This window comes from Nostoc sp. DSM 114160 (assembly GCF_053470305.1).
Window position 1 is genome coordinate 602967 of the sequence record NZ_JBPFGO010000002.1, and the last position, 23189, is coordinate 626155.

Sequence of the window (23189 nt, forward strand, 5' to 3'; positions counted from 1 at the left end):
TCGAGAGAGAACAAACCAATAAAACCAGTGCGATCGCTTGTAACGTAAAATTAGTTTCCATCCAGCATTTGCTAACAGCTTCACGCCCATGTTTTGCGACTACCTAATCCAAATCCTGACTGCCCGTGTGTATGATGTTGCCCAGGAAACACCACTGGAGTATGCCCCAAATTTGTCTGCACGGCTGAATAATCAACTCCTGTTGAAACGTGAGGATATGCAGTCAGTATTTTCCTTTAAACTGCGGGGTGCTTATAACAAGATGGTGCAACTGCCCCCAGATATATTGGCGCAGGGTGTAATTGCTGCATCTGCGGGGAACCATGCTCAGGGAGTTGCCCTGGCAGCCAATCGTTTGGGAACCAGAGCGATTATCGTCATGCCAGTAACTACACCCCAAGTGAAGGTGGATGCGGTGAGAATGAGGGGCGGAGCAGTGGTGTTACATGGAAACACTTATGACGATGCTTATAGCTATGCCCGTCAATTAGAAATAGAAAAAGGATTGACTTTTATTCATCCCTTTGACGATCCTCATGTAATTGCTGGACAAGGAACAATTGGGATGGAAATTTTACGGCAATATCAGCAACCCATCCATGCAATTTTTGTAGCAATTGGCGGCGGCGGATTAATTTCTGGGATAGGGGCTTATGTAAAACGGTTGCGTCCCGAAATCAAAATTATTGGTGTTGAACCAGTAGATGCTGATGCCATGTCTCAATCACTGAAAGCCGGACATCGGGTGCGCTTGTCTCAAGTCGGGTTATTTGCTGATGGCGTAGCGGTGCGGGAAGTCGGTGAAGAAACCTTCCGTTTATGTCAGCAGTATGTAGATGAAATTATTTTGGTGGGTACAGATGATACTTGCGCTGCGATTAAAGACGTATTTGAGGATACGCGATCCATTTTAGAACCAGCTGGTGCATTAGCGATCGCAGCTGCCAAAGCCTACGCCGAAAGAGAACAAATCGAAGGGCAAACCTTAATTGCTGTCGCCTGTGGTGCAAACATGAATTTCGATCGCCTCCGCTTTGTCGCAGAACGCGCAGAATTAGGCGAACGCCGCGAAGCAATCTTTGCAGTCACAATTCCAGAGGAACGCGGAAGTATTCGCCAGTTTTGTGAATGTATCGGCAACCGTAATCTGACGGAGTTTAATTATCGCATTGCCGACGAAAAAACAGCCCATATTTTTGTCGGCGTGCAAATTCAAAACCGTGCTGATGCTGTCAAGATGGTAGAAATCTTTGAAGCTCATGGATTTGAAACCCTTGATTTAACAGACGACGAGCTAACTAAACTACATCTGCGGCACATGGTGGGTGGACACTCTCCCCTAGCTAACAATGAATTACTCTACCGTTTTGAGTTTCCCGAACGTCCCGGCGCATTGATGAAATTTGTGACTTCCATGAGTCCCGACTGGAATATTAGTCTTTTTCACTACCGCAACAACGGCGCAGACTACGGTCGGATCGTTGTTGGTATCCAGGTTCCTCCCCACGAAATGCAAGAGTGGCAAGCTTTTCTCGACCATCTGGGCTATCGCTATTGGGATGAAAACAAGAATCCTGCATACAAGCTGTTTTTGGGATAGGTGGGGAAGAGGCGGAGGGGCAGGGGGCAGGGGAGCAGGGGGGCAGGGGGCAGGGGGCAGGGGAGCAGGGGAGACAAGGAAGACAAGGGGGAATTATTGAACAAGTCTCTCCCAAGTCTTGCCCCTCTTCCTGGTCTACCTTGTCTCTTCTCCATGCCCCATGTCCAATGCCCAATGCCCAATTTAACGAGAATTCCCCTTCGATATCAGATTTGAGTCCCAAGTATAGAAGCCGATTTGATTAGGAACCCTAGCAAATCTACCTGTGCGATAGCCTCTAGATAGTTCATTCAGCACCTTATTTTTGATCTCTCTAATTTGCTGAGAATCTAGTTCTCCATAAATTCCGGTGATGACTTCAGCCACGCTGAAAACTTTACCTGGATTTTGTTTTAACAGAGAGGTGAGGGCATCAATTAAAAATTGACCCTCAAAAGCCTTGAGCATCGGTACTGTTTTTGTCGGCGGAACGAAAGGCTTCTTATTTTTGTTCTTGATATTCCTAGAAGCACCATTGCGATTATTTGGGGCTACCAAACTTAAATCCAGAGTATAACAACCTGGCTCATCGGGAATAGTTACCCAGTAATTTCTTTCTCTACCTTGGGTGAGGGAAGATTGCACTCTACCTTTAACTACTTTGAATAGATAGGGATCTAACTGTCCATAAAGCGATCGCACGATAAAATCGATATGACAAACAGTACCTATCTGTTCTTGCAATAGCTGTTTTATGGCTTCCATTCGCGAGATAGCGTGCTGATACTGAGGTAGCATCGGAATTTCCACTACCTTCGTTGAACTATCGTTGTTGTCTGGAGCGATCTTTGAATCTGTTGATGTCGTTTGAGGTTGACTCTCTTTTGTATCAACAGCAGAAAAAGAATTATTTATCTCAACTCGATCTGAGTCTTTTTCTACTGACTCTAAAGATTCCACCAAGTTGATTTCGCCGATGTCATCAAGAGGTGATAAAAACCGCAGAGAAGTTTCTCCAGAATGATTTGAGGTTTCATCAGCCGCCGTTAATCTTGATATCTGCTTGTTGGTATCAGAATAAGACCAGTTAGACAACAACGCTTCTACATGATCGAGCTGCGATCGCGCCTGCACAAAGAGGCGTTCATACTCTTCTGTCAGGCGAGCATAATAGTCTCGTAATTCCAACAGTGGTGAGAGAAAGGTGCCCGGAGGCGGTTCTAATTGTCCATTTTGAGTCATAGGGCTTTAATCAATTTAAATCGATGTCACTTTTATAAGACATTGCTCTGGGTTTTGCCTTGTGAGATGCTGGCTGGGATTTCTTAGGCGGTTGGGGAGGGCGACATCTCTCACAATATAAAGGTCGAGGACCGAAAGTCTCGCGTTTTGTCAGATCGTTACACTCTTTACAGACAAACTGGAAAACACGAGTATGAATCTGTCTTTTGTGCGCCCTGACAGTATATTCTCTAACATCAATGAATTTACTTGCCATAATCAGGAATTGTGAATTGCCGACGTTATCAATGTCCTATCAATATAGCTATTCAAGCAAATCAAACTGCATCAGTGTGTGTTTATGTAGAAGTTTTATTCAAATTAGTGAATTTGACATCTAGACATAAAGTGCAGATGAGCAATTTGAGAGTTAGCTGTTGACTATATCTCTCAGCATATAATTGGTGATGAGCAAACACTACTATCATTCTTCAAGCGCAGGCGATTTACATTGCCTTGCTCATAAAAGTTGATAGGAGAAAGTGCAGGATTATTTACTTCCACTACTATTGATTGGCAAATCAAGCGATCGCCAGTGTCTCTAATAGCCCATCATAAAATTACCGCACTCCTAACCCCTCTTCCTCATGCTAGATGGGTAATGCTTAATGAAGCCATTCCTGTGTAAAGAACAACCGCCTCCTAAAACAGGAGGCGGCGATCGTTGTTAATCAAAGTATGATTCCAATAAGTTTGATCCCTCTATTAGTAGTATGTCAAGTCAACTTCACGGGGTCAATAACTTTGTAGTCAGAACTTTAGTCCTTTGTTAAGCGCTCAAGCGCTGATTACTAACCGATAAATTTCAACTTGACAGATTACTGCTGACTGGGAGTAGTAGGTTGTGATTGAGGTTGTTGGCGTAAACTACGCAAAGAGTCCCGCAATTTATTCTGGCTAGTGTTATCTCTTCGCCGCCGCCGATTTATAGTTGTTTGTGGCTTTTGTGATGAATCGGTAGTCGTTTGCTCGCGCTGGATGCCGCGTAGGGACTCTCTTGCAGTTCCTTGAGTAGGAGTTGTTCTAGCTTCAGATGATGAATTTCTTGCAGGACTTTCTGCTCTTTGAGGTTCCAGTCGCCGACTAAATCCAGATATTGCTGGTTTTGATGGGGGTGCCAACTCTCTGCGCCTACGTCTTGGAGTTTCCTGTGTAGAGTTAGCAGCCGTTGTTTGCTGACTTCTTTGTGTCTCTTGTGCTTGTCTTTGTGTTTTCCGTTCTTGAACTTGGCGCGATCGCCGTGAGCCTTTGATAGCATATTCAGTGGCTATAGATACCCCTTGTCTACCACCTTCTGTGGGTTTTAATTTCCAGTCACGCGCTTGTCTGGCGGTTTCTTCATCCAAGTCGCGGTTTCCACTAGAGCGAGCAATCCGCACATTGGTAACATTACCTTCTGCATCAGTATCTACAGCTACTTCTACTCTGCCTTCAACTCCTCGCCGTCTTGCTGCCTCTGGATATTTGGCATTACATTCGCGGCAGGCTGCACGACCATTACTATTACCTGAACTGTTAATTTTTGGAGGTGTAGGCGCTGTTGCTACTCTGGGACGGTTTCCTGTTCCACTACCAATTCCACTGCCGATGCCGCTACCGGTGCCACTACCAATTCCACTACCAATTCCACTGCCGATGCCACTGCCGATGCCACTACCAGTTCCACTACCAGTGCCGCTACCAGTGCCAGTTCCAGTTCCACTGCCAATGCCACCTCCAGTGCCAGTGCCAGTTCCTCCGCCAGGGCCAGTACCGCTATTTGTACCTACAGCAATACCACTACCTGAGCCTAAACCAACACCAGATCCGCCGCCACCGCCACCGCCACCTGCTGAACTTGCTTTGGAATCTTCAGACGGAGCTGATTGGGGAATGGGTGCAGATTTCACAGGTACTTCTGGTACCGCTCGTGGAATGGGTGCAGATTTCACAGGTACTTCTGGTACCGCTCGTGGAATAGGTGCAGATTTCACAGCAACTTCTGGCTCGATCGGAATTGCTTTTGGCGGCGTATCTATCGGCTGTGGCTTCTGAGGGACTGCTGTAATCTGTTCAAATTTTTCTACTGGTGGAGTTTTTATAGGCTGTTTTTGGACAACTTCTGGTTCTTTTTTTATTTCTTTTGGAATCTCTGCAATTGGTTTTTCTGGTTCCGCAGCCGGAGCATCCACGAGCGCCAACTCTATTGGTTCTTCTTCTTTTGCGGGTACTCTCGTCAAATAATTACTTATGCCAGAAGACAGTACGCCGATATGCAGCGCCAGTGAACCTATCAGACTGTAAGTCAGAAAAGACTTGAGAGCCTCAACTTCTTTGGAACGTTGCTCGACAGTAATGCCAGAAAAGCTCATAGCTATTGCTACCTATTCTCACTAATTTAGCTATCTTAGAATGCAAGGTTACAAATATCAAGTAAAAAATTAAAATTAATTGCGATGGCTCTACGGAACCCTGCAATAACAAAAATATCTTTTTGAAGTACCAATATCATGCTTTTTGGACAAAATTAATTTTTGTTGCAATTTAATTAAATTAATTTATGTAAAACAAGCTAACAATTAAATAAAAATCATCAGCATTACATTTGAAAAAATTATCATTATATTTTATATTTTATTGAGAAAAAGTTTCAGCTTTTCTCTAGATTCTGGTAGTCTGATTTTGTATTGTGGACGACGTTATAGAGGCACTACATGGGAATTCAGAATTTGTTTGCAGCAGGCGGTGTGGGTCATGTGGCCCCTGTTGGCGTTTTCGGTATTGGGTGTGGCGCTGATCGTTGAGCGGATCAGGTTTTGGGTAAGGATCAATAAGCGTCAAAACCGGGTGGTGCGAGACGTTTTGAATCTCTACCGTCTCGATAATATTGTCGGTGCAATGGATAAACTTCAGAAAAACGCAGATTTGCCACTGGCTCGGATTTTTCTGGCGGCTTTAGAATTAGAAGAGCCAAATCCAGAGGAATTTCGTTTGGCTTTAGAAAGTGAATCGCAAGCTGAGATACCTGTACTCAAACGTTTCCAAAACATTTTCGAGACAATTATTAGTCTGGCACCACTGTTAGGTCTTCTCGGCACTGTGTTAGGATTGATAGCTTCTTTTGCTTCCCTAAATCTTGGTGACGTGGGAGGTAGTAAAACGGCAAGTGTTACGGCTGGGATTAGTGAGGCTCTAGTATCAACAGCATCAGGATTGATCGTTGCGATATTCATACTCATGTTTGCCAATACCTTCCGGGGATTGTACCAACGGCAAATTGCACTAATTCAGGAGTATGGAGGACAGCTAGAATTACTTTACCGCCGTCGCTATGAACGAGGAGAAAAAACCTATGCGTCTACCAGATGAACCAGAACTTCCACTACAGATCAATATCGTGCCGATGATTGACGTGATTTTTGCAATTTTGACATTTTTCATCATGTCAACTTTGTTTTTAACACGTTCGGAAGGTTTGCCAGTAAATTTACCGAAGGCCGCCACAGCTAAACAACAGCAAGTTCCCACTAAAATTACCATTACGGTAGATGAAAAAGAACAGGTTAGCCTGAACCGTAAACCAATTGCAGTTGATGATTTGACAGCGCAAGTGCGGACTTTAGTTGGTTCTAACCCAGAAGTATTAGTGATTATTAATGCTGATGAAAAAGTTGATTATGGCCGGGTGGTGGCGGTAATGGATCGGGTACGTCAGGTTCCGGGAGCTAAATTAGCGATCGCTACCCAAAGAGAGTAAATAAATATATTAGGCATCAGAAGTTCAGAGAGTCAGGAAAATTCTAGATTCTGACTCCTAACTCCTTTTTGTATCATAGACATCTCCAGCAATTTATTATGCATTGGCCAAAATCCTTGTTATACACAATTCATTAATTTTGCCTACCTGATTTTCACCAGATGTTTAATTCTAACGGTAGTAACTTTTATTGGTGTAAGTTTTGCCAAGGTTAAGTTTCAGCCAAATGGTTCCATTCTAGTATCTACAATCACGACATAATCCAAACTGACTTGATAAATTGCTAATTACACGAACAAAATAAGGCATAGCAAATTTATACAAGCAGGTAGATTATCTGATGACTATTCCAGAGTCAATTAAAAAATTCATTACATGGATACAAGGTTTTGATCGTCGTGTTTTACAGAATGAAGATGATATCAAAGAAAAGTTGATTTTGCCCATGTTTCACTATCTCTGCTATCCAGAGAGATGTCATCGTGAATACTCTTTGAAAACATATCAATCAGAAATACACACTAAAAATCCAGAAATTGCTCAGATTTATTTTGCCACAGATGATGTTAAGAAACAAAATACAGATACATCACTCATTTTTGTAGAAGTGATAGAACCGCATACAACTAAGTTAAATAGAGCTATTGAGCAAGCTAAATTTTATAGTAATCATTTTAACACACTATTTTTTATTCTCACCAATGGATATGAAATTAAGGTTTTTCAGCGCCTAGATTATAATCAAGAAGAATTAGTATTCGATCTAAATATAGATGCTTTTAAAAATAACGATATTGCCTCCAAGTTTTATAATAAACTCAATTTTGATGTAGTTAAAAATATCGATAAAAATACAGACGATACTTTGACATATTCTAAATATAACTTAATAGAAAAATTAATTATACGCCATCCAGATTTACAGTATTTTTTAGAAAAATCTGATTTTGAGCCTTCTATTACACTAGAAGGCTGCCACTTAGTTGTTGTTAAACCAAAAGTAGCGATCGCCTGTAATTTACCCAAAGCTTTTGGAGAAGGTAATTGTCAAATAGAATTCAGTAGTATTCTTTTTAAAGGTTTAAAAATTCACTTAAATCATCAAGATATTTTAGGTCAATTAATGACGGGATTGCACACTCAACCAGATTGGGGGTGTCGTCGTTTTTTAAAACAGATAGATAAAGATAGTTTTACAGTAAATTTGGGTCAAATAACAGTCATTGTATCAAAGTTAGAAGCAATAGACTTGTGTTTGTGTGTTGATGAAGTTTGCCAAAAATATAAAAACTCAATAATTGAATTTGAGAATGCTTTAGAAACATGGGATTTGGAATTTGTAAAGTTCTCAGAAGTTCGCGGTTTTATGCTATTTTCTGTAAGACAAAAGTTATGGGAGTTGATGCAGCAGTTCGCTAAGGAATTTGATTATAAGAAAGGTAAGTCAGAATGGCATCTATTTCATAGAGAAAATATATCAATTAGAGTGAGTCGAGGAATTCGCGATCATACATTTTTCTTCCCAAAATTTAACAGAGATTTATCCTTATTACCAAGCAATCAAGTTAATATAATCTACGAACTAAATGATATCAATTTACAATCTATTGAAATAGCTAAATTTGGCTTGTGGCAGCAAGATATTGGAGTACGAGGAACTTGGACAGCTAGATATACCAAACAGTGGTTATTAGATAAATATATTCCCAAGGTTATTAATTACTATTCAGAAAATTCTCAATTATCTGAAGCTGAATTGCTAGCAAAAATAACAAATGACACAAGAGAATGTGCGCTGATTAAAGAAATTGATAATATTATAGATTTAGTACCTTATCTTCGTGACATCCAATCTTGGCTACATATCTATGTGGAAAATATTGCAGCTTCACTATTGAAACCATATTACCAAGCTTATACAAATTTAGTGCGTAACACAGATTCTTCCATAATAGGCATAGACTATATTTTCGGAAATTTGCGGCGAGTTGAGTGGAAAAATTCACCAGAAGAAAATTATAGCAATTCCACAGACTGGAAAAACTTAACTTTTAAATATGCTATAGATTGCTTAGAACGGCAAGTAGTAAGAATAAATAATAGTGAATACGAAAATAGTTTCAAAGCAGATTTAATCACTCGGATATTTATTTGGATTATAGAAAATGGTAAAATATCTTTTTCACAAGCTCAGTTAAGTGCTGCTAAACAAGCTTTAATTCCACTTTGGGAACAAAGTCGTTTTGAAATGCGCTATATCTATCCTAATCAATAAAATTACAAAATTTGCTGTAAATCTAACACAAACCCAGGTAGTACATTTTCTCCTGATAAACTAGTAGGATTGTCTAATATTTCTACATCTTTACCTGGACGATAAATTTCCACTCGCTTGTTTTTCCGATCGATTAACCAGCCTAATTGAGTACCATTTTCGATATACTCCTGCATTTTCTCTTGTAATTCTTTCAAGGAATCAGTACGAGAACGCAACTCTACTACAAAATCAGGACAAATTGGGGCAAATTTTTCTTGTTGTTCTGGGGTTAAAGCATTCCATCGCTCAATTTTCACCCAAGAAACATCAGGAGAACGTTCTGCGCCATTAGGTAGGGTGAAACCAGTTGAAGAGTCAAAACCTTTGCCTAATTTAGTCTGTTTATTCCAGATTCCTAATTCAACAACCATATCAAAGTTACGGTTGCCAGTATCACTACCTGTAGGTGGCATAATTAATATTTCCCCTGATGCTGTGCGCTCAAATCTATAATTACTATTTTTCTGACACATCTGGAAAAATTGCTCATCAGTTAAGTCAATTTTCAATTTGAGTGTAGAAGGGAAAGTGGTTGTCGTGGCGTTCATAGGCTATTCTGAGCATCTTACTTTCTAGTGTAGTGCTGTGTGGGGTGCGATCGCTGCCAAGAGATTATGGAGAGCGATCGCAATGCAAACAACTTCTGGTTAAATTTTACTAAGGCTCTATAAGCTCGATACTTTAGAGGGTAGAAAAATCTAGATGCTTTGGTTATCTCAATGGCTAGTGTTAGGAACTATATTTGTTAGCTTAACTTTTAGCACACCTTTATTTGCCAGTCAGTCTATGAACCAACAAGATATGCAGATATTGATAGAAAAAGCTAGAGATGCATGGATCGCTCAAGATGTCGATGCTCTTGCACAATTGTTTACGATTGATGGAGAATTAATCGTGCCTGGTCAATGCTGGCGGGGACAAGAAAGAATTCGAGAAGGACTTGCCAATTTTAAACAACAGTATTCAGATATTAAAATAGACATCCAACGGATTATTATGGGAGCAAATCAGGCAGCAGTAGAATGGTACTACGAAGATACAGAAAAAGCGACAGGTCGCCGTAATCAAGCTGATGACGTAATTGTTGTAGATTTCAAAGACAGTCAAATTAGTCGTTGGCGTGAGTATTTTGACACACAAACGCCAATTAACAGATAGTTACATTAGTCTTGAAACTTCAGTATCCTTAATTTATTTTGAATCAAGGATATTGGAGTTTCAAAACTAACTTGTAACGTAAAAAACACAAGACGTTAATCACCTTAGACCGCTCTGATGAAGAATTTCACCTTCCCTTCAGTGATAATAAGGTGGAGGAAGCGACAAAAACTCCACACCGTCAAGGATTTTTATTGATTTACACTGTCCAAACATCTGTCATCGCTCATCTTCGATGTTTGATATTGGGCCACAGCGGCATAACACCCATACAGTGCTGTCTGTTTTCATAAACATAGAATAGCTAACAGTTGAGTGAAAAACTCTCTCTCCCAAGTATAAACACTAGCTAGCCTAGAGATATAGCTATATTGTTTATACAAACTTATCTAAAGCAAGATTTTAATTCTTTATAACTTTAGCTAGTCATTTGACGCCGTTGAGACTGTACTTGGTTAAACTGCTTTTGTTGTGGTGTTAATTGGCTGTAATCACTTGAAGATTGCATATCCCATTGTAATTCTGCTAGTACCAGTAAACTAACGGTCATAATTAGCCCCGTTGAGAGAAACTGCATGACACCGCAGTACGGTAAAACTAAGATTCCCAGCAAATGAATAAATCCCATCAAAATAAATGTGCGCGATCGCATTCCTACTCCGGTGCAAAAGTAACCGATGGCACTTAATCCTAACCACAGTGGACACAAACGGATCAACACCTCTCCCCATCCCAAAAAAATGCTCAGATCGGTCAAGATTAAACCCATTAAGATTAAAATCGCCCAGCTATAAACAACCCAGCGTAGCTGTTCTACAGTTGCCCAAAACCAAGTTAAACTTACCATCCCAACTGCACCAAATAAGGTAAGCACTGACCACAAAATTGCTTGGCTACTCCAGCTAATGGGCAGAAACTGTGCGGTTACAAAAATTCCAGATGAAATTAGTCCCCAGAGAATAAATGCTTGATCGACGCGAGTATAAAACTTTGAAAAGAGGATGAAATTTCCAAATTGGTAGTTGAAACAGACTAGACCTTGAATATCTTGAAAATCTAGCTCTTGCTGTTTTTCACGCAGGAGCGGCTCAGAGGAATTGAAAAAAGTCATTGATAATCTATTACCCTTGGTAGATGAATAAATTATTACTCTATCCAAAGATATATTGTTATTTAAATATAAACAAGTAAAGAGTTCCCTTTGGTCGCGGTAGGAAACAGTGTTTCGACTCCCAACTCTTGGAGAGGCTGCACTTCGACTACGCTCAGTGACCACGCCAACGACTACGCTCAGGGCAAGTCGCTCAACAACCGGGCAGTTTTGCTCCTGCCCTCTGCCTCCTGCGTTCCTTGATAAAATCGGTTGTTTTCAATAGCGATCGCAACATGAAGATACCAAATAAGGCGCTATCAGTTTTTTTGCTTAAGCGTGGTGAGGTAGCGATTGCTCCTTCACTCATCCACGCTTAAGCAGCAACTAATCTAGCCCTCTATTTACGTACTAGGTTCAGCAGTTCTTTTGGAGAAGCCAACAAGTCAATCGCTACAAAGAAGATTTTACCTTGAGGATCTAGCAAAAAGCGCCATGCAATATTCATACCTACGCTGGCACCAAACCAAGGGGTTTGGACTTTGCCTGTAACTTTAACTTGGGTATAGCCATCTTCCACAGGCTCAGATACACCACGCTCTGGAAGCATCTTCAATCCCTGACATTCTTCACGCATATAAGCACGAATTGCGTCTTGACCAACAATTGGTCTTTCAAAGGGAGGTTGCAAAGCACCTTCGGAGGTAAACAGAGAAACCGCAGCATCAAAGTCATTGGCATTCATGTTGTTGATATAGCCAAGTACCGTAGGATTGTCGATGCCCTCAATGGTGACTTTAGTCCGAAATGCTGGTGCAGTGGGAGGAGCTACCGGCTCTAAAACTTTTTTGTAACTACCAGGAGCATTCGGATCGAATCCCATGCTAATTACGGTATTACGTAGGATGGTAATTTGTTGACCCGAATCTGCATTGCGGATGGCTTGTAAGACATTGGCAGCTTTAGAAGAAAGCTTGTAACCTGGTGGGATTGGAGCAACGATTCCCTGAGCCATCCATTCTCCTAACTGATACCAAAAGCCCAACTTGATATTCACGGTGAAGGATGCATAAGAACGGCACAGAGGAGTGTCAGCACGGTTAGCCAAATCGTACATGACTTGCGTTTGAGCCTCAAAAGGCATCTGCTTAATTTGTTCGAGTAAGCCTTGTGCAAGGATCATGTTGGCTGCCCCAGGAGCCGCAACTGTAATACTTCTACCCATCTCGGTATAAGCAAACCAAAGTAATGCTAGTTGATCTTCAGCATTGAGCTTAGAGAATGATTCGACAACGGTTGGAACAACATCAGCAACTAGGGTGCCGGGAAAAATACTTTGAGCCGACTGGATGGTAAAAGACATAGCAGAAATTCCAAAAAGAAAATTACAGTTCTACGAATGTGAAAAATTAAATGCGCAAAGACCGATGAAAAATGCGTTTAATTGTTAATAAAAGCACTCAGTAGTTTTTACATCACTAGAAAGCCTGTTGTAGACATAGATAGCTCTAATAAAGGCATAGTGATGCTGTTGCCGTTGAGTTTAGATACTTGGCAAAGCACTTTGTAGGCTCAACTGCATAGTTATTTAGAAAGCCTTGATTAACGGTGGTTTAACGCATTGCTGGTGTTTATGTTTCTTTATGTAAAGAAAGATAACAAGTTCGTTACAAATAAGCAATACTTTCTCAGCTATCTACTGATAATTTATACTTATTAAAAATATAAATTTTACTGATGTTAATTTAATGCAATTAGTACTTTTGTGTGAATAGGATTTCCATAATCCTTAGCTGAACCTATGCGCTATCGAGCATCACAAGCGTCAATATGGTTCGGTTAAGATTTTTTGATGAAAATTTTGGCTCGCAAAGATGCGATAAATCATTACAAAGACGCGATGAATCGCCGTCTCTACAATAATCGGCGATTCATCGCGTCTCTTGCTTTAACCGAACTGTATTGAGCCGACTGTAGACACGCCTAGTTCTCATATACATCCGAAATACCCTACTCATCTAGTACGGTTATTACTACTTTTATTTTCATGTCAAGCAATTGCCAAAAATATTTACAATATTTAATATTCGTTTACAGAAAGCAAAAACAAACAGTCAAAAATGGCAAGTATTTTACCATTAACGAACGCAGTAAACTCAACAGATTTGCATTTGAACCCAAAGTTTATGTTGATGAAATTCCACCGATAGGATTCACAAAATATGCCGAAAAACTCAATGGGCGTTTGGCAATGATTGCTTTTGTTTCACTCATAGCTGTGGAAGTTATCACCGGACACGGTTTGGTTGGATGGCTAACCAGCTTTTGAAGAAGACACTTTGAGATTTCTTAATTTTCTTCACTTGACGAATAAAGCAATTTAGAGGCAAACTTACTTATGAAAACTGATTTTGATTATCCTAAAAAAGATTTAATTAGACCCGTTGTTTTTATACCTGACTTCAACAACTTTGAGATTATTAATGCAAATCAAGCCTGGTGATTGTTTTTTACTGTCGGTCAAGATGACAAAGGACTGAGACAAGAAATTGAGTTCGGCAGATTTTTCACTAACCTTTTAATTGCCATAGGAGTAACTGGAATTATTTGGGCGATTTACTTCAACTAATTAGGATGAGTAATTTTGTTCGTTTCTAATGTGTAGTAACTTCAACAGAGGTCTTGGATTTGGATACCAAGACTTCTTTTAAATTTTCAATAAGTTTAAAAAACTCTATTTAGCTTTGGAAAAAGTTTGATGTTGATTGGATTTATAAAGCTTCCCAATTTGTCGCGCTATTGTGGATACGTGGGCTTAGAAGTAGCACAAATTGTTTCCAAACATCTTGCTGTTCAAAGTAAAACCTATGTAATTCAAAATAGAAGGGTATTGGTATATCAACTTTTAAAGTCTGGTCTGGATTCTCATACCGCAGATCGAACTGTTACTGTACTTATATCAAGCCCAGTTTTACAATTAAGCAACAAAAACCAGTGTGCAATTAATTGTATGGGAGAGAAGCCATACAGGTAGTAAAAAGGATTGGGGTTAGGGGAGAGGTGACAGGTTACAGAAAATAATCTCTACTCTCTAACCTTTACCTTATTCCCTTTTTCAGTCACTACTTCAACGCAAACAACGAATCGCCTCTAATAGACCTCTAGCTTTATTCAGCGTCTCTTCGTATTCTTTCTCTGGCTCAGAATCAGCTACCAAACCTGCACCGGCTTGTACGCTGACAGTACCATCTTGCACTACCATCGTGCGAATTGCGATCGCAGTATTTAATTGTCCTTCAAAATCGTAATACCCATACACACCGGAATAAACACCACGACGGCTAGACTCTAGCTCGTGGATAATTTCCATCGCCCTAATTTTGGGTGCGCCGCTTACCGTACCTGCTGGGAAGGAAGCTTTTAGTAAATCCCATGCTGTTTTACCCAGTGCTAATTTACCCACAACATTGCTAACAATGTGCATTACATGGGAGTAGCGCTCAACTACCATTAATTCATCGACTTTGACGCTACCACTTTGACAAACACGCCCCAAATCATTCCGCCCTAAATCCACAAGCATCACGTGTTCGGCAACTTCCTTGGGGGTCTTGGAGTAAATCTTCAGCCAAGGCTGCATCTTCCTTAGTAGTTTTACCTCGCGGACGCGTCCCAGCAATTGGGCGTACCGTTGCTATTACTCCACCATCAGAATTGCTTTCGGCTTTCACCATCACTTCCGGACTAGAACCGATGATTTGCCAATCTTGGAAGTTAAAGTAAGCCATGTAAGGCGAAGGATTTATCTGACGTAGCGACCGATAAAGGGCAAAAGGGTCGCCTGTGTATGTTGTTGATAGTCGCTGGGAAATTACTACTTGGAAAATATCGCCTGCTTTAATGTAATCTTTCGCCTTCTCAACACTGGCACAAAAATCAGGGCGGGTAAAATTACTCTTATACTCCTCTGCTCCCTGCTCCCTGCTCCCCTGCTCCCCTGCTCCTCTGCTCCCTGGCGGATTCCATTCCAATCGAGTTTTTTCTGGCGAGAGGGGTAGAGATAGTTTTTCGAGCATTTGGGTGACGCGATCGCACGCTTGTTGATATGCTGCTTTTAAATCTACATTCGGGTCGCGTAAATCAGCATAAGCGATCGCCCAAATTTTCCGCTTCACCTGATCAAAAATCAACAAGTGGTCTACTTGCATCCACAACCCATCAGGGATATTCCGCTCATCTTGTGGATAAATGGGCACACGCGGCTCAATCCACTGAATTAATTCATAGCCCCAAAACCCAAACAAACCGCCAATTCCTGGCGGTAGCTGTGGTAATTTTACTGGGTGATAAGGTGCTAAACATTCGGCTAAAGCTGTAAAAGGGTCGCCAGCAAAAACCACCTGCGAACCATCGCGGTTTTTCTGAGTCGTGCGATCGCCCCTTGCTTCCAAAACCCACACCGGATCGCAGCCCACTAAACTATAGCGTCCCAGTTTTTCCCCACCTTCGATGGATTCCAACAAAAAGCTATAAGGCTGACCCGCACAGACTTTATACCAAGCAGACACGGGCGTATCTAAGTCCGCTACCCATTCTTGATATACCGGGACGAAGTTGCCTTGTTGCGCTAGGGTAGAAAACTGGGAGAAATCCGGAAACATCATTATTTTTCAAAAGTAATTGGTAATTGGTAATGGGTAATGGGTTTTTATTTACCAATTACCCATTACTAATTACCCATTAGCGACTAACAGCTAGTTACGGAGCGTCGTAGGTAGTAACACCGCTAAACTTAACTTTAGAGGGGCTGGGGTTTTGTCCGATACGACGGTCTACATAACGCACTTTGTCACGACCTTCAGTTACCTTTTCAGGGAAGTTACCATCAGCTGGATGAAGTAAGGTAGTTTCTCCGTTGGGTAAAATCCGGTAAACTTTGTAATCTGTGATTTTGAGTTTACGAAGTTGCTGACCGCCCAAAAAGATGCCATATTCTTTACGAGCTATATACAGCAGGTTTTCACCTTTCCGCATAACAGCAGCACCACCTGTAGGCAATTCAAAAACTTGCTCTTTCGGGCTAGTCCAAGTGATAGCGTACTTTTCTTCAACTGCTGCTTTTGTAAGCAAGCCACCAGTGCTGCCTGCAAATAGCGGGGTTTGTCCAGAGAGTGTTTCTGCCATAAAGTCTGTTCTCTCAACGTTTTTAGGGAATCCTAACATCGCAACCAGGATCATATTGCGATCGCGTCATAGACTGTAACAGTTTTTAGTCATTTGTCCTTAGTTCTTTGTCATTTGTTAAAAACCAATGCCCCATACTCTTCAGGAGTGCTGAGTTAGGAGTGCTGAGTGCTGAGTTAGGAGTTATTATTTCTCCTCTGCTCCTCTGCTCCTCTGCCCCCTGCCCCCTGCTCCTCTGCCCCCTGCCTATTTACTCTTGACTTTTGTCCGCTTTTCCTCTTGGCTACTCCGAACAATCGGGATGGTGAAGTGAAACTGACTGCCCTGGTCTTTGCCAGTTGACTCTGCCCAAATTTGCCCACCCCAGCCATTAACAATTTGACGGCAAATTGCTAAACCAAGTCCAGTTCCGCCGGTGGTGCGGCGCAGCGATCCCTCTTCTTGATAAAAGCGGTCAAAAACTACTTCTAAACGATTTGGTTCAATGCCGCGTCCAGTATCAGCTATAGTCACTTCGACCATTTGACGGCTGTTGGAAATCGCTTTAATCGTGATTTCTCCTTGGGGTGGCGTAAATTTCAAAGCATTGTCTATGAGTTTTGCCAGTACCTCGACTAGCCAATCACCGTCAGCTCTTACTAAAGGTAGGTTTTCAGCAATTTGAGTCTTGATTTGGGGCGGCTTTTCCGTTGAGGAACGCGTGCGATTTCGGCTGAGTGCTAAATCCACGCATTCTTGTAAGGTGAGGGATTCTGGATGCCATTCCACCCGGCCGCTTTCCAAGTTGGAAAGTGTAAGGAAATCTTGTACCAGTTTTCGCATCCGTTCCGAGTCGGAAAGAGCGGTGTTGAGCATCACCTGCTGCAATTCCAAGGGCATATCCGGCTCACTAGCGAGACTTTCTAGGCACACTTGAATTGTGGATAGGGGAGTACGCAGTTCGTGTCCGGTGATGGCTATGAGGTTGCTGCGGGTGCGGTCTAGGGCTTCTAGTTGCTGGTTAAGTTCTTCTAGGTTAGCGTAAGCTTCCGCTTGGATAAGAGCTGCTCCTACTTGGGTAGCGATCGCTTCTACCAAATCCAATTCTCCAGGTTGGCACTCGTGGGGTGGCATTCGGCAGTAATGTAACTCCACAATCCCCAATAATCGCCCCTGATAGAAAACTGGTTCCATCAGCCAAGAACGAATGGCAAACTTTTTGGCGATGGTAGAAAGTCCTGGCGATTTGGTAACGCGGGGGGGTCACTCAGCGTATCGCTGACACAAACACCTTCGCCAAGTTCTACGATGTCCCGAAATAGAGAATTTTTCTCTAACTCCCAGGTTTGCCCACAAACAGATAAAATACCAGGGGTCAAAAACTCGTGTTCAATTATCGCTTGGCTATCTGTAGCTTGAGCGCGGTAAATTAAACAGCGACAAGCTTCTAGGTGTTGCCCTAATTCTTGTGCCGCCACCTGGAGAACTTCATGAGGATCGAGCGATCGCCGAATCGCAGTACTAATCGAGTTGACTAATCGCTCTTTTCGTGCTTGGGCAGCAATAGAACGGTAAGCTTTGTGCAATTTGTACTGACTAGCTTGCAAATAAGTTACTAAGCGCTGCACAAAAGGATCTGTATCAATGTCACAGGCATACTCGTTTACCTGTTCGGTTCCAGAGTAGTTTCGCGGTTCGCCAATGCCAAACCTCTGACGTGCCTGTTGAATTTTACTTGTCAGTTCTGGTCTGTAAACCAAAACCCTATTTAACAACAATTCGGCGGCTTTCAGGCTAACTCCCCTTTCTGATGTCCAAATTCCCTCAAATCTTCGGGCTGTGTCTATATCCAAATTAGGGCTTAGTTCCGGTAGTTGGTTGTTTTTGGCAAGAGAACCAAGGTTTTCTCGGCAAACCAAACAAGTAGCATAATTGTCAGCAATCACTACCAAATGCCACTCCTGACTTAAGCCATCCGTTGCCTCAAAAGCCACTTTTTCATAGTGTTCCGAACTGTTGGCAAAATCCGTTTCTGGAGCAGATAATACGTATATTTGATTACTTCGCAAAGCAAGTCGCTGGTAGCGATGAGCTTCTTGGCGGTAGAATCGCTCTCGCTGGAAACTAGCAATTACAAGGGGTTTCGCTAAAGTCGCAGCCAAAACTTGATCTTCCATCGCGTGGGAGAGCGCCGTTAGTGAAGCCTTAAAATATAGCTGGGGCCGCAAGTAGGGTAGGGACTTTAGCAGATCACTCAGCACAGAAGTCGAAATGCTCATGAATTATTGTTAAACGCTCAACCTCGATCAGATCCACGTCACAGCTGCATTGTACAAATTCCAAGGGACTCTCAAGTTAAATAGATAGTTGCAATATGTAAAGAACGCTAAAAAGCGCTTTTCGCCAAAGCTAGTCGCAACACTTTGTTACTAATTAAGGGGCATGGGTACACTTGATTTACTGATTGACAACCTATTACGCCCAATATACATTCAGGTTAACTGATGCTTTTGCTTGTACAGGTAAATTTTTTCGGGAATAAGTACTAAAACATTAATTATTGTATGGTTTTAACTACTGTGTTCGCTAATATAGCCGTAGTCACATAGGTTAGGACATAATGACAAGCGTAAAAGCTAGGAATAGTAATAGTTTTACCTCCTGCCTTCTGCCTCCTGCCTCCTGCCTCCTGCTATAACCACCGACGATCGATTTATAGTCCATAGGTTGGTAAAATAGCCCGTCGTAGACATTGCCTACTTTGCCGACGTTGATTTCTGCTTGCTAAATAAATTTTCTTAGCCAAAGATCATGACTGCGATATTTACATAACTTAATCACTAATGTTGATTAAACTTAATCAATTAATTATCATAAATTAGTCTAATCAAATATCAAAGATTATTTAAAATTTTGTGTCTCTCTACGATACGCTGTTTTTTGTTTAAACTACGTGTCGAGACACAAATCTTTCTTTTATCGACCTAAATAAATTTAGTTGCTCTGTCTCAAAGCAAAAGGGTATTTATTCTTTCATTCTGCCTCTTGGGTAAGAGACTTATACTCAAAAGACCACAAAAATATAGACCTGTACACGGAACTTTGTCTAATGACACCGGATACGCTAATCACCCCAGAAAAAATTTTTCTGGATGGAAAAACTTTTATTCCTGCCGAACAATTACCGATCCCGGAGTGGCCTTGTGTTGTGAGTGAAAGATCGCAACCGACACTAACGGTTAAAGATGATGATTTATTTTTTGTGACAGATACTATCGGGAATATTTCTGGCTGTTCCCTTAACGATGGCAATCCCAGTATGGGACTGTTTTGTTGTGATACGAGATTTCTTAGTCGCTTGGAGGTGCAAATTGAAGGGCGATCGCCTGTACTCCTCAGTAGTACTGCTGAAAAAGGTTTTGCACTCTCAGTTTTGTGTACCAACCCCAGAATCGACGAACGCCTCAAAGCCGAGACTATCGGAATTCGCCGAGAAATCGTGCTGAATGGAGCATTATTTGAAGAAATAGAAGTATCTAACTACAGCACAACCACTGTAAATTTTGAACTAAGTATTAGTTTTGATGCGGATTTTCTTGATTTATTTGAAGTCCGTGGCTATGACAGAGAAAAACGAGGTCGGCTTTTACGCCTAGTAGAACCGACGACTGAGGAAGGAACATCCGATCGCGTCGATGGTGTTGCACCAGTACCTAAAGAGCCATCTGCCTATAGAGAAGAATCCTTAACACTCGCCTATCAAGGTTTGGATGGTTCAGTGATGGAATCCCGAATTTTATTCCAGCATCACCAACCAGACAATTTCAAAGGTTACACTGCGGTTTGGCAGCTAGAGTTGGCTTCTCACGAAACTCAAAAGCTGGGCTACCGAGTGAATATGTTGAGAAACAACCAGTCCAGTTCAACCGTGAGCGCCGCCACCACTTTAGGACAAGCGAAAGCTGCTGAGTGGATGGAGGAGCAACACTGGGTACAACAAATTACTCGCATTAGCTCAGATAAGAGTACCTTCAATCGAGTGATTGAGCGGGCTGAACAAGATATGTATTTGTTGCGCCAGTCTTTTGGTAAGTATAAGACTGTTTCCGCTGGAGTACCTTGGTTTTCGACATTATTTGGGCGAGATTCGCTGATTACAGCTTCTCAAAGCCTGATGTTAAACTCGCAAATCGCCAAGGAAACTCTGATATTACTGGCGACATACCAAGGTAAAATTGACGACGAATGGCGCGAAGAAGAACCGGGTAAGATTTTGCACGAGTTACGTTTGGGAGAAATGGCTCGTTGTCAAGAAATTCCCCATACACCTTACTACGGTACAGTTGATGCCACTCCCTTGTGGCTGATGCTCTATGCCGAACACTATGCTTGGACTCACGATGGAGAACTCTTAGAGCAACTTTGGCCCAATGCTCTAGCGGCAATGGAGTGGATCGATCGCAATACCAAAGAAACCACTTATCTCAGCTATTTCCGTAGATCCAAACGCGGTCTTGTTAACCAAGGTTGGAAAGATTCTGGCGACTGTATTGTAGACCGTAAGGGAGAATTAGCCAACGGCCCAATTGCCCTGTGTGAGGTACAAGCTTACGTCTATGCTGCAAAAATACGCCTAGCAGAAATAGCTAGGATGAAGAAGCGGCTTGATTTGGCAGATCGTTGGCAAGAAGAGGCCAGAAATCTTAAAGTTCGGTTTAATCAAGATTTTTGGGTAGAAGACCAAGATTTTTGCGCCCTGGCTTTGGATGGAGAAGGTAAGCCAGTAGACAGTATTACCTCAAATCCTGGTCATTGTCTGCATTTGGGACTTTTCACAGACGAAAAAGCTCATAGTGTCGCAGAACGGTTGCGGGCACCAGATATGTTTAATGGTTGGGGCATTCGGACTCTAAGTAGTTTGTCACCCGCTTATAATCCGATGGGTTATCACATTGGTTCGGTTTGGCCCCATGATAACGCTTTGATTGCAATGGGATTGCGATCGCTCGGTCTTATCGATCAAGCCCTAGAAATATTCCAAGGTTTATTCGATATGACTCAGCAGCAACCCTATCAACGTCCTCCAGAACTTTTTTGTGGTTACGAACGAAACGGTGATAATGCCCCTGTGCAGTATCCAGTTGCTTGCACTCCCCAAGCTTGGGCTACGGGTAGTGTTTTCCAATTACTACAAATGATGGTCAACTTGGTGCCTGACGCTCAAAATAACTGCTTGCGAATCATCGACCCCCGCTTTGCCAGAATCGATTAATCGTCTGTCATTTCATAATTTACGAGTCGGCCCCACTATCCTCGATTTGGAATTCGAGCGTTCTGGGACTACGACTGCTTGTCGCGTTGCGAAAAAACGCGGTAATTTACGGGTAGTTATTGAAGCTTAGAAAGAGAGTAGGGAGTAGTAAATTAATTCCCTACTCCCTATTTTATTATTTAGTGCGATTGCTCAGTGACATAATGTCAAAATTAAGCAGCCGCAGATAACTTTTGCATCAACTCTAGGGTTTCTTTCAGTCCGTTGCAACCGAATTATTAGCCTGCGGCATTAGTCTTGCATTTCCCACATGAAATCAACCCCGTAAAAACAACCGAGGTAGAGCAGCATACCTCTGGTTTCTTCAGCAGCTATCCTGTAGTAATCTGAAATACACTGAAAGATATACCAATATTCATCTACTTCCTCATCCCATAATGTTCTGTAAACATCTGGATTCAGCACACAAGCTTCTTCATATCTCCTAGCAAACTCTTTTTCTGAAATTTGAAGCAGCGCTTCGGAGATTTGCTGAGTTTCAGAGGGAACAAGATATTTTACAGGGCCGAAATCTTTGAAACTACCTTTTGTTCCTTCAATTGAGGTTCTGCTCATCACCGCATTGATTAGCAATCGGTTGTTTTCCTTTTTTCGGGCAACAATAAAAGGTATCTGACATTCTTCCCACGGAGATATGTCCTCAGTTAGCAAGTAGTGAATTGCGTGCCAATATGAATCAATATCTAGTCTTCCAATTTTCCATTGCTCTTCAGCAATAAGAGCGTCCAAATTATTATTTATTCCTTTTTTTTTAAGTAGGTAGGTAGATGTTGAACTGCTCCGGTTTCTAGAGCTTCTTTTGCATGAAGATACAAGTCCAACACATACAAATCTTGTTTCGCTATCTCTAAAAAAGGTGCGGATATTTGTTTGAAGTTTCCCTCTATTCCCATTAGTTATCTGCTCCAGGATATTTCCTATATCTGTTCAAATGAGATGTCATACAGTTATAATTCAGACCTAAATCTTAAGGTGTGCCAGAACCTTGCCTTGTTTAACTGCTGATTGCGACAGAAAAATTGAAAACTACCGCTTAGTAGCTTCGCTGAGTGCCTCACGAATTATCTCATCACTCACACCATGCCGTTTCAAGCTGGCAATCAATGTAGAAATAGTATCACCCTCAAGTCGCTCAAGATCGGCTCGGAGTCCCTGTCCGATGTAAGCACGAACTAATGGCTGATAACCAGAAAACCCTAACAATGGTGCTACTCGCTTCAAATCCTCAATCACATCTTTGGGAATGCGAATTGTGACTGTCGTCATTGGACGATTTTTATCGAGTCGCTTTTTTAAAACTTCAGCTTTCATAGTATTCACGTTCCTGACGCGTCGCTTTCCGAGCCGAGATGATCCGAATCATGTCATTTTCACGCTCAATGTAGACGACGTACAGAAGATGCTTTCTCCTCGTTCCAAAGGAAGGTGACACCATTAAGCACAAAAAAAACATCCACACCTCATAGTCTAGGCAAGATGTATTTACGTTGTCAATACGATTTGTTCTAAAAACTGTTAACTTACCAGCCTGAC

At 41.8% G+C, this 23189-nt stretch carries 17 protein-coding genes and 5 pseudogenes; 9 read left to right on the forward strand and 13 right to left on the reverse strand.

Annotated features, from left to right (window positions below; all coding sequences use genetic code 11):
- The first annotated feature begins 88 nt into the window (after positions 1–88).
- Complete coding sequence (gene ilvA / locus NSTCB13_RS19615; protein WP_448273549.1) at positions 89–1600, forward strand: threonine ammonia-lyase, biosynthetic; 1512 nt, start codon at positions 89–91, stop codon at positions 1598–1600.
- 183 nt (positions 1601–1783) lie between these two features.
- On the opposite strand, the gene NSTCB13_RS19620 is transcribed toward ilvA, so the two are convergent.
- Positions 1784–2821 (reverse strand): hypothetical protein, encoded by a 1038-nt coding sequence (locus NSTCB13_RS19620; protein WP_448273550.1) that lies wholly within the window; start codon positions 2819–2821, stop codon positions 1784–1786.
- 10 nt (positions 2822–2831) lie between these two features.
- On the reverse strand, positions 2832–3077 hold the full coding sequence (locus NSTCB13_RS19625) for a hypothetical protein (protein WP_099099597.1): 246 nt from the start codon (positions 3075–3077) through the stop codon (positions 2832–2834).
- A gap of 252 nt (positions 3078–3329) precedes the next feature.
- Here NSTCB13_RS19625 and NSTCB13_RS19630 point away from each other — a divergent pair, with 252 nt between their 5' ends.
- Positions 3330–3488, forward strand: a complete 159-nt coding sequence (locus tag NSTCB13_RS19630) for a hypothetical protein (protein WP_448273551.1) — start codon at positions 3330–3332, stop codon at positions 3486–3488.
- 190 nt (positions 3489–3678) lie between these two features.
- Here NSTCB13_RS19630 and NSTCB13_RS19635 read toward each other — a convergent pair whose 3' ends face one another.
- Positions 3679–5211 (reverse strand): TonB family protein, encoded by a 1533-nt coding sequence (locus NSTCB13_RS19635; protein ID WP_448273552.1) that lies wholly within the window; start codon positions 5209–5211, stop codon positions 3679–3681.
- 342 nt (positions 5212–5553) lie between these two features.
- Between NSTCB13_RS19635 and NSTCB13_RS19640 the strand changes: the two are divergent.
- The 3 genes and pseudogenes from NSTCB13_RS19640 to NSTCB13_RS19650 all read left to right on the forward strand — a co-directional run bounded on the left by NSTCB13_RS19640 (position 5554) and on the right by NSTCB13_RS19650 (position 8871).
- Positions 5554–6208 (forward strand): annotated as a pseudogene (locus tag NSTCB13_RS19640) (MotA/TolQ/ExbB proton channel family protein).
- A complete protein-coding gene (locus tag NSTCB13_RS19645; RefSeq protein WP_094352241.1) occupies positions 6192–6596 on the forward strand; it encodes an ExbD/TolR family protein in 405 nt (134 codons plus the stop codon). The pseudogene NSTCB13_RS19640 and the gene NSTCB13_RS19645 overlap by 17 nt, the downstream one beginning before the upstream one ends.
- A gap of 340 nt (positions 6597–6936) precedes the next feature.
- Positions 6937–8871, forward strand: a complete 1935-nt coding sequence (locus NSTCB13_RS19650) for a type I restriction enzyme HsdR N-terminal domain-containing protein (RefSeq protein ID WP_448273553.1) — start codon at positions 6937–6939, stop codon at positions 8869–8871.
- A gap of 2 nt (positions 8872–8873) precedes the next feature.
- Here NSTCB13_RS19650 and NSTCB13_RS19655 read toward each other — a convergent pair whose 3' ends face one another.
- Complete coding sequence (locus tag NSTCB13_RS19655; protein ID WP_445631138.1) at positions 8874–9461, reverse strand: Uma2 family endonuclease; 588 nt, start codon at positions 9459–9461, stop codon at positions 8874–8876.
- 154 nt (positions 9462–9615) lie between these two features.
- Here NSTCB13_RS19655 and NSTCB13_RS19660 point away from each other — a divergent pair, with 154 nt between their 5' ends.
- A complete protein-coding gene (locus NSTCB13_RS19660; RefSeq protein ID WP_448267437.1) occupies positions 9616–10071 on the forward strand; it encodes a nuclear transport factor 2 family protein in 456 nt (151 codons plus the stop codon).
- A 418-nt stretch (positions 10072–10489) separates the two neighbouring features.
- Here the strand turns inward: NSTCB13_RS19660 and NSTCB13_RS19665 are convergent, their stop codons facing one another.
- From NSTCB13_RS19665 to NSTCB13_RS19675, 3 genes are all read right to left on the reverse strand, one after another.
- Positions 10490–11182 (reverse strand): hypothetical protein, encoded by a 693-nt coding sequence (locus NSTCB13_RS19665; protein ID WP_448273554.1) that lies wholly within the window; start codon positions 11180–11182, stop codon positions 10490–10492.
- Positions 11183–11375: 193 nt separating this feature from the next.
- A complete protein-coding gene (locus NSTCB13_RS19670; protein ID WP_448267440.1) occupies positions 11376–11531 on the reverse strand; it encodes a hypothetical protein in 156 nt (51 codons plus the stop codon).
- 30 nt (positions 11532–11561) lie between these two features.
- Positions 11562–12524, reverse strand: a complete 963-nt coding sequence (locus tag NSTCB13_RS19675) for an orange carotenoid protein N-terminal domain-containing protein (protein WP_445631134.1) — start codon at positions 12522–12524, stop codon at positions 11562–11564.
- A gap of 774 nt (positions 12525–13298) precedes the next feature.
- Between NSTCB13_RS19675 and NSTCB13_RS19680 the strand changes: the two genes are divergently transcribed.
- A complete protein-coding gene (locus NSTCB13_RS19680; protein ID WP_448274191.1) occupies positions 13299–13490 on the forward strand; it encodes a chlorophyll a/b-binding protein in 192 nt (63 codons plus the stop codon).
- A gap of 69 nt (positions 13491–13559) precedes the next feature.
- Positions 13560–13790 (forward strand): annotated as a pseudogene (locus tag NSTCB13_RS19685) (hypothetical protein).
- 498 nt (positions 13791–14288) lie between these two features.
- On the opposite strand, the pseudogene trpE reads toward NSTCB13_RS19685, so the two are convergent.
- From trpE to NSTCB13_RS19700, 3 genes and pseudogenes are all read right to left on the reverse strand, one after another.
- Positions 14289–15825 (reverse strand): annotated as a pseudogene (trpE, locus tag NSTCB13_RS19690) (anthranilate synthase component I).
- Between the two features lie 94 nt (positions 15826–15919).
- Positions 15920–16345: a photosystem I reaction center subunit II PsaD gene (locus NSTCB13_RS19695; RefSeq protein WP_445631130.1), complete on the reverse strand. Its 426-nt coding sequence runs from the start codon at positions 16343–16345 to the stop codon at positions 15920–15922.
- Between the two features lie 246 nt (positions 16346–16591).
- Positions 16592–18603, reverse strand: a pseudogene (locus NSTCB13_RS19700) (DICT sensory domain-containing protein).
- Between the two features lie 830 nt (positions 18604–19433).
- Here NSTCB13_RS19700 and NSTCB13_RS19705 point away from each other — a divergent pair.
- Positions 19434–21726, forward strand: a pseudogene (locus NSTCB13_RS19705) (amylo-alpha-1,6-glucosidase).
- A 161-nt stretch (positions 21727–21887) separates the two neighbouring features.
- Here the strand turns inward: NSTCB13_RS19705 and NSTCB13_RS19710 are convergent.
- The 3 genes from NSTCB13_RS19710 to NSTCB13_RS19720 form a co-directional block, all read right to left on the reverse strand.
- On the reverse strand, positions 21888–22385 hold the full coding sequence (locus tag NSTCB13_RS19710; RefSeq protein WP_448273555.1) for a DUF1877 family protein: 498 nt from the start codon (positions 22383–22385) through the stop codon (positions 21888–21890).
- Positions 22386–22682: 297 nt separating this feature from the next.
- Positions 22683–22967, reverse strand: a complete 285-nt coding sequence (locus NSTCB13_RS19715) for a hypothetical protein (protein ID WP_448273556.1) — start codon at positions 22965–22967, stop codon at positions 22683–22685.
- Positions 22957–23109, reverse strand: a complete 153-nt coding sequence (locus tag NSTCB13_RS19720) for a BrnT family toxin (RefSeq protein WP_448274192.1) — start codon at positions 23107–23109, stop codon at positions 22957–22959. The genes NSTCB13_RS19715 and NSTCB13_RS19720 overlap by 11 nt, the downstream gene beginning before the upstream one ends.
- Between the last annotated feature and the right edge of the window lie 80 nt (positions 23110–23189).

What these genes read in the sequence shown, in the direction of transcription:
- ilvA (WP_448273549.1), top strand. Translation starts at nt 89, where the DNA reads ATGTTTTGCGACTACCTAATCCAAATCCTGACTGCCCGTGTGTATGAT.
- NSTCB13_RS19620 (WP_448273550.1), bottom strand. Translation starts at nt 2,821, where the DNA reads ATGACTCAAAATGGACAATTAGAACCGCCTCCGGGCACCTTTCTCTCA.
- NSTCB13_RS19625 (WP_099099597.1), bottom strand. Translation starts at nt 3,077, where the DNA reads ATGGCAAGTAAATTCATTGATGTTAGAGAATATACTGTCAGGGCGCAC.
- NSTCB13_RS19635 (WP_448273552.1), bottom strand. Translation starts at nt 5,211, where the DNA reads ATGAGCTTTTCTGGCATTACTGTCGAGCAACGTTCCAAAGAAGTTGAG.
- NSTCB13_RS19645 (WP_094352241.1), top strand. Translation starts at nt 6,192, where the DNA reads ATGCGTCTACCAGATGAACCAGAACTTCCACTACAGATCAATATCGTG.
- NSTCB13_RS19650 (WP_448273553.1), top strand. Translation starts at nt 6,937, where the DNA reads ATGACTATTCCAGAGTCAATTAAAAAATTCATTACATGGATACAAGGT.
- NSTCB13_RS19655 (WP_445631138.1), bottom strand. Translation starts at nt 9,461, where the DNA reads ATGAACGCCACGACAACCACTTTCCCTTCTACACTCAAATTGAAAATT.
- NSTCB13_RS19660 (WP_448267437.1), top strand. Translation starts at nt 9,616, where the DNA reads ATGCTTTGGTTATCTCAATGGCTAGTGTTAGGAACTATATTTGTTAGC.
- NSTCB13_RS19665 (WP_448273554.1), bottom strand. Translation starts at nt 11,182, where the DNA reads ATGACTTTTTTCAATTCCTCTGAGCCGCTCCTGCGTGAAAAACAGCAA.
- NSTCB13_RS19670 (WP_448267440.1), bottom strand. Translation starts at nt 11,531, where the DNA reads ATGAGTGAAGGAGCAATCGCTACCTCACCACGCTTAAGCAAAAAAACT.
- NSTCB13_RS19675 (WP_445631134.1), bottom strand. Translation starts at nt 12,524, where the DNA reads ATGTCTTTTACCATCCAGTCGGCTCAAAGTATTTTTCCCGGCACCCTA.
- NSTCB13_RS19695 (WP_445631130.1), bottom strand. Translation starts at nt 16,345, where the DNA reads ATGGCAGAAACACTCTCTGGACAAACCCCGCTATTTGCAGGCAGCACT.
- NSTCB13_RS19715 (WP_448273556.1), bottom strand. Translation starts at nt 22,967, where the DNA reads ATGAAAGCTGAAGTTTTAAAAAAGCGACTCGATAAAAATCGTCCAATG.
- NSTCB13_RS19720 (WP_448274192.1), bottom strand. Translation starts at nt 23,109, where the DNA reads ATGTTTTTTTTGTGCTTAATGGTGTCACCTTCCTTTGGAACGAGGAGA.